We start from the raw sequence: 12,049 nt of genomic DNA, 5'->3' as shown, positions 1-12,049 counted from the left end.
CGTCCCGGGATCAGACCGCCTCCATGGAAACGCCGCGCAACAACGACAAACAGAAAGTCCGCTCGGCCGAGGTCGGCACTGACATCCTCAAGGCCTTGGCCGAGCTGTCGCCCTCGACCTCCCTGTCGCGCCTGGCCGAACACGTGCAGATGCCGGCCAGCAAGGTTCATCGTTATTTGCAGGCGCTGATCGCCAGCGGCTTTGCCGAGCAGAACCCGGCCACCAACCATTACGGTCTCGGCCGTGAAGCCTTGCGTGTCGGGCTCGCTGCACTCAACAGTATGGACGTGCTGAAAGTCGGCGCCCTGCCCCTGGCCGAGCTGCGCGATGAGCTGAATGAAACCTGTTTTCTGGCGGTGTGGGGCAATCAGGGCGCGACCGTGGTCCACATCGAACCGGCGGTGCGTGCGGTAACCGTGGTGACGCAATTGGGTTCGGTGCTGCCATTACTCAGTTCGTCCACTGGCCTGGTGTTTGGCGCTTATCTACCGAAACGGGAAACCGTGGACTTGCGCAATCAGGAACTGCACAACGCCACGGACCATATCTTGGCGGACGATCAAACCTATACGGCCTTGTGCGAACAGATCCGCGAGCGCGGCCTGCATCATGTGCATGGGTTGTTGATGCCAGGGGTGGATGCCTTGTCGGCACCGATATTCAACGCCGTGGGGAATGTCGCGGCGGTCTTGACCATTGTCGGCCCGACCTCGTTGTTTCACGCCGACGAAAACGGCCCGGCGGCGCAGCGATTACTGGCGGCGACGCGGGCCGTGAGCTGGCGGATGGGGTATGAGGCATCACCGATGTCTCAAGACCGGAGCTGATCAGCTCCGATCAATCATCCTCGGGATAACGCCTGGATGTGGGTCCGACCGTCAACCGATCACGTGGGTCGTACTCTCGGGGGTCCAGTGCGGCACAGCCACCGCCGTGACATAACTGATTCCAACCGGCACGCCCGTGACGGCGGAGAGCACGTCGCTCAGATCCCTGATTGTGGACAGCAGGCCAAATGCTGAGGCCGCCGATCCTACCGAGGCGACTTTACCCAGGTACATGACGATTGCCCCACGCCACGCGGTAGCAAAATGCGCATTGGCGCCTGCAGAGTCGCCATGGCTGGATGCAATGATGCCTTGCACGATCGAATGACTGATCTTCAACACGCTGACAACGAAACCCACCGGCGGGACAAAGATTGAAATCACATCCAATGCCACTTCGAGAAGAATCTTTGTCTCCTGCCAGAACGCTTCGGCTGGCGAAGTGGTCAGCACATCCAGATCATCAAGCGAGCGATCAATCAGGCTTTCGTATTCGGCCTTGAAGTTGTAGACCGGATAAGTACCGCCTAACCCGGGCACTGGCTGCGAACCTCGCGGATCACCGGACTTGCTGATGTAAGCGCCGACCCTGTCCCTCCCACGCAAACCGGCCAGACTCAGAAGATGCTCACCCAAAATGCGATCGTTCTCGATAGCCTTGGATAAATCACCGACCCAGATAAAGGCTTTGCCGGGCGAATTCGGGACATAGGCGAACTTCACATGCCCCTCACCAAAAACATACCCTCCCGTGATGCGCGCACCTTCAAGCCAGAATTCGTAAACCCCTTCGCCAGAAGATAGTTTTATAGCAGAACCGGCTCTTTGCACGCCGTGAGCTTCGTGCCCAATAGCAAACAGTCTTTCGCTCAATCCAACAAACCGACACTCTTGGCTTTCGCAACCGCTTGCGTCCGGCGCTCCACACCCAACTTCCCGTGAATTCTCCGTGCATGTGTTTTCACCGTGTGCAAGGAGATAAACAACTGCTCGGCTATTTGTTGATTTGAATTGCCCAGCGCAATCAGCTTGAGCACTTCCACTTCACGCAGACTGAGTGGATTGATTTCACTCACCGGCAGATTTTTTTCCGAACGGTCCCAAGCCTCCTCCAGTACCGGCAAAAGATCAGGCTGACGCAATTGCAACTCACTGAGCGCCTGGTGAAGGCTATGGTGCCTGGAGAGATTCAATCCTTTGCGCAACCCATCCCGGGCGCCGACCATGTCACCGTTCTGCCACGCGACTTCAGCCGCGGCGAACAGCAATTCAACCTCCAGCGCCCGCATCCCTGCGCGTTGCGACTGCTCAAGTGCCTGGGCGAAATGGTTCAGCGGGTCTTTGGCCTGATGCAGAGCGACCTTTGCCAACACCAACAGATAATCGATACGCGCAATCAACATCAGGGTCGCGGGAGGCGCCTGCCTCGCATGCGGACCACGATAGTGGCGCAGTACACGACTGAGCGCCTCATGAGCCAGTTCCGGGCGCCCCTGCTGAAGCCAGAATTGACTGCTGATCTGCAACAGCACACCGCGGTAAACGGTGTCAGGAATCTGCCGTTGCTGCATCAAGCGCTCGGCATCGCGCAGCTGGACAAAGGCTTGGGCGTAGTCGCGCTGATTGGCCGCCACCTGCGCCAAACCGAGGAAACCGTAAAGCACCCGTTTGTCGTGGTTGCGCAAACAGATGAGCAGCCCCGCTTCGAAATACGCGGCAGCCTGCGCATCCAGGCCCTGGCACAAACTCAAGCGCCCACGGTGCAAGGCAATTCGCCCGAGCAGGGGCTCGGCGATCCGCGGCTGTTGAGTGAGCAAGCCCTGAACGTTGGCGAGCAACTGGTCGGCTCGTTGAGGGGCTCCACGTTGCTCCAGCAATTGCGCATGATCGAGCTCCAGCAGCCCTTCGAAAACCAGCGAGCCTTGCGCCCGCGCCAGGCACAACGCATCGCGGTTTATCGCCTGCGCCACTTCGAGCTCCCCCCTGAGCAGGGCCTGTTGCGTCAGACCCGAAAGGCACATCAAGCGCACGGTCCACAGGTCAGGACAGAGCTCGCTCAGCGCCTCAAGAAAATGCGCGCGCGAGCCCTCCATACGCCCTTGCAAATGCAGCAACCAGCCCTGCTGCGCCTGCCACCGTGCGATCAGTTGTCGCTGCTGGACCGCCGAGGGTTGTGGGGTAAAGCGCGACAACTGTTCGATGCAATCGGCGGCTTGCTCGAATCGTCCGGCAAACAACAATGCCGCAGTGATCAAACCGACCAATTGCGCTGAGCCGAACATAAGCTCTGCGCCTTGATGCTCATACAAACGCAACAACAGCACGACCGTCTGCTCCTCGAACAAATGCTCGAAACTGAAGTGCTGCAACAGACTCACCGCGACCTCAAACTCTTCAGCCAGCAGCGCCTGCTCGAACGCCGCTTTCCAATCCAGTTCAGCGGCGAACCACTGACAGGCGCGGCGATGCCAGGAACGTCCGGCCGGCCATTGTTCATCTCGCATCAATTGCATGAGTGGAGGGAAGATCTGCAGCCAGTCGGCCGAGTCCTGCCAGGGCTCGATAAAGCCCCCCAGATCCTGCAACGTCTTCAGGCATTGCGCGCCCTCCCCTGCGCCAAACAGGTGATCGCACAAACGTGCATTGAAGCGAGGCAAATGCGCGAGCACCCGCCAGGCCTCTGTCAACTCAGGGGTCAGGCTGGTAAACAGTTCGTGTTCGAGGTAATCGAGCAACGTGTCAGGTCGGCTGTGATGCGGGTCGTTACGCGACCAGTCGCATTTTTGCAGCAGCGCAACGCGTACTCCAGCACACCAACCTCCGCTGAGCTGGATAATCTTGCTGGCGGCGGTGCTTGCATCGGCCGGTGTCAGGTGGCGCAACAGCGAGGCAACCTCGGTTTGGTTGAAGGCCAGCGTGGCGCGCTCGCATTCGTACAATTCGTCATCGAGCAGCAACCGCGGCCAGTTGCATTGCGGGCGACGGCGGGCGCCCAGCCACCAGGTCAGCGCCGGGCTGCTGACGGCCAGCATGCGATCCAGCAGCTGATCGAGTTCCGGGTTCGGAACGCGGCAATAGTCATCCAGAAACAGCCAGGTCGGCACTTGCAATCGAGCCATCGCGCCAAGCATCGCCGGCTCTTCTGACGAAGCCAGCCCCAGCGCTTCTGCCACGCTCTGACGAAAATCCGCCGCGCTCATCACCCTGCCCGACAACGGCAACCAGCACACCCGGCACTGCGGCGGCGCCTGCAACAGGCAGTCGGCAAGCAGCGCCGACTTGCCACTGCCAGCGGGTGCGCAGATCAATTTCACCCGCGCGGTAGACGCCAGCAACGGCTCGCTCAAGCGCTCACGCGACAGGTGATGAGAAGACAGACGGGGCAGGAATCCGGAACGGTCCAGACACGGAGTCATGGCGGTCATTGCAGCGTGCCTTTTTATAATTGTGAGGCCACCCTAGACCTGTCTAACCCGCTTGTTGAGAAGTATTCAGGGCGTTGATCGACAGCCATAAAAAAGGCGACCCATCGGTCGCCTTTTGCACGGTGAATGGATAAAGCCCTTACCGAACCCCCTCCGCACGCAGCGCCGATGGCGTGTAATCGGCGATCTTGGCTTCGAAGCCAAACTCGAAACTGTGCTTCTCTTCGTTCTTCATCCCCAGCGCGATGTATCGGCCGGCGATGATGTCGTAGAGCGCTTCCAGCGTGTACGCCTGAGTCTGGTGATCGTAGTAATACTGAGCATGCCCTTCAGCCACTCGCCACAGTTGCCCGCGACCGTCGTAGTGATCCGCCAGCGCCACTTGCCAACTGTCTTCATCGATGTACATGTGGCGCTTGGCGTAAATGTGGCGCTCACTCGGCTTGACCGTGCCGACCACTTCCCAGACACGGTGCAGTTCATAGCGGGTCAGGTCCTGATTGATGTGCCCGGCCTTGACGATGTCGTCGTATTTGAGGTTTGGCGAGTCGAGTTTGTAGCTGTTGTACGGAATGTACATTTCCTTCTTGCCGATCAGTTTCCAGTCGTAGCGATCCGGCGCACCGGAGAACATGTCGAAGTTGTCGGAGGTGCGCAGACCGTCAGCGGCGGTGCCCGGGCCGTCATAGGCCACTTGCGGGGCGCGACGTACACGACGCTGGCCGGCGTTGTAGATCCACGCCAGACGCGGTTCCTTCACCTGATCGAGGGTTTCGTGCACCAGCAGCACGTTACCCGCCAGACGCGCTGGCGCGGTGACCGACTGTTTGAAGAAGGTCAGCACGTTGGCGGACTTTTCCGCATCCAGGTCCTTCATCAGTTGCGGGACGGCGATTTCTTCCTCGAAGCGGATCGGCGTGTAGCTGCCGTTCGTTTGCGGGGTCACCTGGGTGATGATGCGTTTGAGGTTACCGCCGTGGTATCGGGTGATGTGGTTCCACATCACTTCGACGCCGTTCTTGGGAATCGGGAACGCGTAGTAGCGGTTGCCGGTGAAACCGGCCAGGCCGTTACCATCGTTGATGGTGGTCACGTTCAGCGCACTGCGCTTGGCCGACTCGTAGATTTCCGGCGGCACGGCCACGGTGCGATGGGTCGGGTAGACCGGGATCTTGTAGGTTTCCGGGTAGCGCTTGAACATCGCCACCTGGCCTTCCGACAGTTTGTCCTTGTACTTGTCGACGGTCGCCGGGGTGATCACGAACAGCGGTTTTTCGCTGGCGAACGGGTCAGCGAGAAAGCCTTTGCTGTCCACCGCGCCAGCGTTTTTTGGAAGGCCACCGGTCCAGGCCGGGATCGAGCCGTCGGCGTTACCGGCCTTCTCGGCCCCCAGCGGCGTGAGGCTGGTGCCGAGTTTGTTGGCTTCTTCCGGCGACACTGCCGCCATCACGTTGGCGGCCAGCAAACTCAGGGCCAGGGCGCTGCATTGCAGAATCATCTTGCGCATTGAAATCATCCTTCTCAGCCAGATCAGAAGTTCACGCCGAAGCTCAGCGCCACGAAGTCGCGGTCTTCGAGGACGTTGTAGTCACCGCCGAAGAAGTCGGTGTAACTGAGGCTCGCGGTATAGGTGTTGCGATAGTCGGCATCGACACCGACGCTGACCGCCTTGACGCCTTCGTTGAACAGCCCGTTGGGGCCGTAACCGGCAACGTCATGGGACCAGGACAGGTTGGGCTTGAGGTTGACCCCGGCGAACACGTCGGCGTAATCGAGGATTGCCCGGGCGCGGTAGCCCCACGAGGTCGAGGTGACAAAGCCTTCGGTGTCGCCACCGAAACCGTACTGGCCGTACACCGAGTCGCGGCCGTAACGCAGCTGACTGCGCCCCTCCAGACCACCGACGTGAACCACGGCCGCTTCGCCCACCACGGTCAGTCGTTGCGCGCCCAGTACCTGATCGAAGAACTGCGTCAGGGTGCTCTGGATTTGCGTGACTTCCTTGCGGCGGTAGCCTTTGTTGTCAGCGCCAGGCGTGGTGGCAATCGGTGATGCAGCACCACCGGCAATCGGGTTGAGCAAGGCCAGGGTCAGGTCGTTGGTGTTGACCTGTACCGGGGCGTTCGGGCGATAGCTGATCTCACCGCTCCACGCCGTGCCGGTCGGCAAGGTGGTGGAGAAGCTCGCGCCATACAGACGAATGTCTTCCGGGTAATCGAGGTAGTACTGGCCGCGACCGAGCATCACGCTCTGCGCCAGCCCCGAACCGCTACCGGGTGCCAGACGGTTGGCGATACCGACCATGCCCGGCAAGCTGGCCAGTGTCGACGCGCCGGCCGTGACGGTGCCCACCGTCGGTGTGCGGCTGTGGTAGTTCATGAAGTACAGGCCGTACTCGGTGTCATCACCGAGCCAGCGCAATGCGGTGCCCCACTGCCCGGAGTCCCGCGCATCGCGGTCGCCACCGCGGGGAACGACCACGCCTTCGCGGGTCACTTGAATCGGTTGGCCAAACGCGGCTGCCAGCGGCGCCAAAGGAGCAATCGCCGGGCTGCCGACGGTGTAGTTGTTGTTGCAACCGTCCGCCGCCACGTCGACAGCGAAGAACGTGCCGCAGTTGTCGAGAACGGTCTGGTCCCACTCCAGTTGGTAGAACCCGTCGACCGAGAGCTGATCCGTCAGGCCTTGGGAAACGTACAGCATGTTCACGGGGATCAGGCCTTCCTTGATCTCGGCACCGGGGCGACGGAACGCAGAAACGTCGATCGGGTTGATGCTGTTGATCGAGTTGCCGATGAAGGTACTTTCACCCCAGCTCACTACTTGCTTGCCGGCGCGCACGCTGCCCGGAAGCTCAGCGATGGAGTAGTTGTGATAAACGAAGGCGTCGAGGATTTGCGCGCCGGAAGACTTGGCGCCTTCCTTGCGGCCGTGGTCGCTGATTTGTTTGAACGGACGATCTTCATCCTGCAATTCGAAGTCGTACCAATACTTGCCCCGCACGAACACACCGGTGTCGCCGTACTTCAGTTCGAGGTCGTGGATGCCCTTGACGATTTTGGAAAAGGTTTCGCCCTTCCCGAAGTTCTGCCGTCCGTCATCCCCGGTCGACGACTGCCCGGTCCCGCCGTTGACGGTGCCCACCAACGATTTCTCGGCATCGCGCATGCCCCAACTCGCGCCGACGGACAGTGAGGAGTCAAACGTGCCCTCGATCTCGCCGATATTGAATGAAACAGCCTGCGCCTGGGCACAGCAACCCAAGGCCACCGCAGCGGCCAGCGCTTGCGGTTTGAAGATGGCGCGCATTGTTGTTTTTGTCATGCGTCTTCCCCGGTGAGTGACAGAAGGCCCCACCCTACTGCCGCAACCGGGGAGCGATAAGCGCACCAAGGAGGTATTCGCGGTGTACCTCTAAAGGATGAATGGCCAGACGGGCCGCGGCTTTGCGCCGGGCATCGATGGGCTGGATGGAGGGTTATCAGTCAGACGCATGGGCCTGGCGACCACCGACCTGTAGCAGCTGCGGAGCAACGCGAGGCAGCTGCTACCTGGGTGTGGCCAGCCGGGACTGTTACTCAGGCTGCAACACTGCATGTCGCGAATCGCTATTTTTCCTTTGAGCTCAACGGCTTATTCTTGCCGGGCTTTCACGGTGAACCGCCGGACAGCACGAAGCCATGGCGTGTGATCAACCCACGCCATCGGCGACAGAATCCAGATGAATCGACGCTTTTTCGATTGATCGCCCCGTGTACACAGACGTTGATTTGTAGCTCCTGATCCAACGTCTTACTTGGCCGCTGCGTTTGCAGCGGCCTTTTTTATGGGCGACATTCCAAGATTAGTAGACTGACAAACGAGCAGAGTTGCAGACAGTTCTCTATATACCTTTTCGCTAATCGAGTGCGCGGCTATCGGTGGCAGTTCAACTCTATTTATCGACCCCCTACACAGACTTCGGAAAGCGACTACAGGACTCAGTAAACACGCGAAGCGCAACAGCTATTAAGGTTAATTACAGCTCAGCCATCAATACTAACTACGGCTGACTTCAATTTAACCAAGAGCCGTTTTTTCATGAAACCCGTCATCTACAACAAACACCACGCCACCCAGAGTTCCAACAGCCGCGTACGTTTTCTGATTTTTCACTACACGGCCGGCAACTTCTCCAGTTCGGTCAATGCATTGACCGGCCCGAATGTCAGCGCACATTATCTGGTTCCGGACATCACCGATCCGAGTTACTTGAACGCCGGCTACACCGGGCAGGAAGTCTTCAGCCTCGTCGACGAAACCAAACGTGCCTGGCATGCGGGTGTCAGTCAGTGGGGTAACCGCAGCAACCTGAACGACACGTCTATCGGTGTCGAAATCGTTAACCTGGCGACATTCAGCCAAGGGGTGTTCAATTTCCCGCCGTATCAGCCAGAACAAATTGCTGCGATTGAAGATCTGGCGCTGAACATTCTTGAGCGCTATCCGGATATCCGCCCGACCCACGTCTTGGGCCACTCTGACGTTGCGGTCGGCCGCAAGAGTGACCCAGGGCCGAAGTTTCCCTGGCAGGCCCTGTACTTGAAAGGCATTGGTGCCTGGTTCGACGATACCACCCGCGACGCCTATCTTCAGCAATACAACGAAACCGGCATTCCAGCCCGAACCGAATTGCTCAAGCAGTTCAAAACCTATGGCTATGACGTTTCAAATGCGTCTACCGATCAAGGCTTCATGCAACTGGTTCGAGCCTTTCAGTTGCACTTTCGCCCTCAAACATACGACGGAATCATGGACGTGCAAACGGCGGCGAATCTGGCCGCATTGGTTCGCAAGTACTTTCCTTGATTATCGCTGCAGCTCCGAACACTAAGCACCAGCAAGGTCATCAACAGTGACCTTGCTGGCCTCCATCAAAGCGAATACTTCTGCAAATTTCCCATCATTTCCTTCAGCGCTTCAATATTGTCCTTAGGATGCGCCGCGCCCTCGAAATCACAAATCTGCTCCCACTGCGCCGCTACATCCTCCGGCGAGAACCCCACCCGCGGATCGAACCCGGCACCGAGGCTGCGTTCCCAGCGCACCTTGCCCATCCAGCCGCCACCGACTTCAAACAAACCGGAAGTCTCCTTGCAGTTTTCACTGGCCAGGTACACCACCAGCGGGCTGACCAGTTCCGGTTTGAGTTGTTCGAACACTTGCGGCGGGATGAGGCCTTCGGTCATGCGCGTGCCGCCAGTCGGAGCGATGGCGTTGACCAAAATGTTGTTCTTGCGCCCTTCAATAGCGAGGGTGCGAGTCAGGCCGTAGAGGCCGAGTTTGGCCATGCCGTAGTTGGACTGGCCGAAATTGCCATAGATGCCCGAGGTCGACGCGGTGAAGATCACGCGGCCATAGTTTTGCTCGCGCATGTGCGGCCAGGCGGCGCGGGTGACTTTGTAGGCGCCTTCGACGTGGACGCGGTAAACCAGGTCCCAGTCGGCGTCATCCATCTTGTGGAAAGTTTTGTCGCGCAGGATCCCGGCGTTGTTGACCACCACATCGACACGGCCGAAAACATCGAGCGCGTGCTGGACGATTTTGTCGCCGTCGGTAACCGAATCATGGTTGGCTTCGGCGATACCGCCAGCCTCACGAATCTCGGCGACCACGCGATCTGCTGCGGACGCGTTGGCACCCTCACCTTGCGCCGAGCCGCCGAGATCGTTGACCAGCACTTTGGCGCCCTGTTTGGCGAACAGCAGCGCGTGTGCCCGGCCCAGGCCGCCGCCTGCACCGGTGACGATCACGACTTTATCTTCGAAGCGCACAGACTCATTCATGGGGAGAACTCCAGCAGGCCAGGGACAATAAGCCCGAGTGTCAGGCACGGCGCTGCGGGTCACAATGAATAGGGGTGAGGCTGAATGGTGCCCGATAAGGCAGGGGGATAATCAGGAGTACGCGAACCTGCGCGGCGGCAAAATCAGCCGATCACGAAACTCCAGATAGTGCTTGAGCACCTGCACCGGCGCTTCAGTCTGTGGGTAATGGCCAATCTCGGCCAGCAGAACCGTGTCCGGATTGGGGATCAGCTCCCGATAGCGCGCGACCATGTGTGCACCGGAAATGGGGTCGACCTCGCCATCAATGACACGCAACGGCACTTCACCGCGCTGCATGGCGTCGACCCAACGATCGCGATGGACTCGCCGCTCCGGGATATAGGTAATGAGCTTGTGCATGATTCGTGGGCCGTGATTGCTCTCGACCAGCCCCCAGAAATCATCCATCTCACTTTCAGTCGGCCGGGTCATCCGCCCGAAAATCTGCCGAAAACTCTTCACCAGCGCGTCACGCGTGAAGGCGCGGCCAATCATCCAGCCCAAGGGGCTGAGCAGCAGCTTTTGCGCCAGCAGCGGACGATGGGTTTCGGGAAACAGGCCACCGTTGAGGAACACACAACTGGCGAGGTGAATGCGGGTTTCGTAATGCCGGGCCAACAGTTCCTGCGCCACGCTGTCGCCATAGTCGTGAGCCAGCACGTGCACCGGTTGGGTGACACTCAAATGCGCCAGCAACGCCTGTTGCAAGTCCGCCTGTTCGAGCAGGCTGTATTCGTGGTCCACCGGTTTGGCAGAGTCGCCGAAACCGAGCATGTCGCAGGCAATCACTCGATAGCGTTGCGCCAGTGGCTGCCACAAGTAATGCCAATCCCAACTGGCAGTCGGAAAGCCATGAATGAGCAACAGCGGCTCACCCTGCCCGGCCGTCCAATAGCGAATGGTCTGGCCACGGAATACGAACGTCTGGCCGCGTTTGCGCCAGACACACAGGGGGATCTCGGCGAGTGGCATTAGAGTTTATAACCCGGGTCTTGTTGATCGAGTTTACGTAGCAGCGCCGGCCAGGCCAGCGCGCCACCCATCCCTTGAGCACTTTTGGTCACGCCGGCGATCATCGCCTTGGCGCCCGCCAGAATCTGCGGTTGGATGGCGATCAATTCGGCGCCGCCATTCTGCGCCAGCACCTGAATATCGCAGGCGCGCTGGAAGGTAAACATCATCAGAAACGTATCGGCGATGGTGCCACCACAGGTCAGCAAACCGTGGTTGTGCAGCATCAGGAAATTGTTTTCACCGAGGTCGGCTTGCAGGCGTGCCTTCTCTTCATGGTTCAGCGCCACGCCTTCATACGCGTGGTAAGCCAGGCTGGACAGGACAAACAAGGATTGCTGACTGATCGGCAGAATGCCCTGTTTTTGCGCCGAGACTGCAACACCCGCCGCGGTGTGGGTGTGCAGTACGCACACCACATCGTGGCGAACTTCATGCACGGCGCTGTGAATGGTGTAACCCGCCGGGTTGATCTCGTAAGGACTGTCCATCAACTTGTTGCCGGCCTGATCGACCTTGACCAGGCTTGACGCGGTGATTTCGTGAAACATCAGCCCGAACGGGTTGATCAGAAAATCTTCGGTGCCCGGCACCTTGGCCGAGATGTGCGTAAAGATCAGATCGTCCCAGCCATGCGCGGCGACCAAACGATAACAGGCCGCCAGATCGACGCGAGTTTGCCACTCGGCGGCACTGACCTGACCTTTGACACTGTGGGGTGACTGGACGGGAGCAACATTCACGGCAAGACCTCCTGTTCTTATTGTTCTGCTGTCGTCACAGCAGTCTAGTCAGCCCCCGGTTTTCGTGTAGTTGCATTGGCAGCCAGCTTGATGGCCTAGCGAGTCAGCGGCGCAATGAGTCTGGATCCATGTCAAAGGACCGACGCCAGTAACCCTGTAGCGAACAGACTCAGTTG

9 protein-coding genes are annotated in these 12,049 nt (G+C 59.2%); 2 read left to right on the top strand and 7 right to left on the bottom strand.

From position 1 onward, the window contains the following. The first annotated feature begins 23 nt into the window (after nt 1-23). Entirely contained in the window at nt 24-827 is an 804-nt protein-coding gene (locus SB725_RS23975; protein ID WP_027924579.1) for an IclR family transcriptional regulator, read from the top strand. Between the two features lie 51 nt (nt 828-878). Here the strand turns inward: SB725_RS23975 and SB725_RS23970 are convergent, their stop codons facing one another. From SB725_RS23970 to SB725_RS23955, 4 genes are all read right to left on the bottom strand, one after another. After that, nucleotides 879-1,700, bottom strand: coding sequence for a hypothetical protein (locus SB725_RS23970; protein ID WP_156428506.1), 822 nt, complete (start codon nt 1,698-1,700; stop codon nt 879-881). Then, a complete protein-coding gene (locus SB725_RS23965; RefSeq protein ID WP_027924577.1) occupies nt 1,697-4,252 on the bottom strand; it encodes a LuxR C-terminal-related transcriptional regulator in 2,556 nt (851 codons plus the stop codon). The genes SB725_RS23970 and SB725_RS23965 overlap by 4 nt, the downstream gene beginning before the upstream one ends. A gap of 139 nt (nt 4,253-4,391) precedes the next feature. After that, a complete protein-coding gene (locus SB725_RS23960; RefSeq protein ID WP_410922655.1) occupies nt 4,392-5,759 on the bottom strand; it encodes a DUF1329 domain-containing protein in 1,368 nt (455 codons plus the stop codon). Nucleotides 5,760-5,782: 23 nt separating this feature from the next. After that, a complete protein-coding gene (locus SB725_RS23955) occupies nt 5,783-7,576 on the bottom strand; it encodes a DUF1302 domain-containing protein (protein WP_027924575.1) in 1,794 nt (597 codons plus the stop codon). A 756-nt stretch (nt 7,577-8,332) separates the two neighbouring features. Here SB725_RS23955 and SB725_RS23950 point away from each other — a divergent pair. Continuing rightward, the gene (locus SB725_RS23950) at nt 8,333-9,100 is read left to right on the top strand and encodes an N-acetylmuramoyl-L-alanine amidase (RefSeq protein WP_027924574.1); all 768 of its coding nucleotides are present in this window, start codon (nt 8,333-8,335) and stop codon (nt 9,098-9,100) included. Nucleotides 9,101-9,165: 65 nt separating this feature from the next. Here the strand turns inward: SB725_RS23950 and SB725_RS23945 are convergent, their stop codons facing one another. The 3 genes from SB725_RS23945 to SB725_RS23935 all read right to left on the bottom strand — a co-directional run bounded on the left by SB725_RS23945 (nt 9,166) and on the right by SB725_RS23935 (nt 11,873). Next, the gene (locus SB725_RS23945) at nt 9,166-10,077 is read right to left on the bottom strand and encodes an SDR family oxidoreductase (RefSeq protein WP_059181601.1); all 912 of its coding nucleotides are present in this window, start codon (nt 10,075-10,077) and stop codon (nt 9,166-9,168) included. 111 nt (nt 10,078-10,188) lie between these two features. After that, nucleotides 10,189-11,091: an alpha/beta fold hydrolase gene (locus SB725_RS23940; protein ID WP_027924572.1), complete on the bottom strand. Its 903-nt coding sequence runs from the start codon at nt 11,089-11,091 to the stop codon at nt 10,189-10,191. Further along, nucleotides 11,091-11,873 (bottom strand): class II aldolase/adducin family protein, encoded by a 783-nt coding sequence (locus SB725_RS23935; protein WP_059181602.1) that lies wholly within the window; start codon nt 11,871-11,873, stop codon nt 11,091-11,093. The genes SB725_RS23940 and SB725_RS23935 overlap by 1 nt, the downstream gene beginning before the upstream one ends. Between the last annotated feature and the right edge of the window lie 176 nt (nt 11,874-12,049).

The organism is Pseudomonas sp. SIMBA_041, from assembly GCF_046535095.1.
Lineage (GTDB): Bacteria > Pseudomonadota > Gammaproteobacteria > Pseudomonadales > Pseudomonadaceae > Aquipseudomonas > Aquipseudomonas mucoides.
Note: the sequence above shows the minus strand (reverse complement) of the source record. Positions and strands in the feature narration are given on the sequence as shown.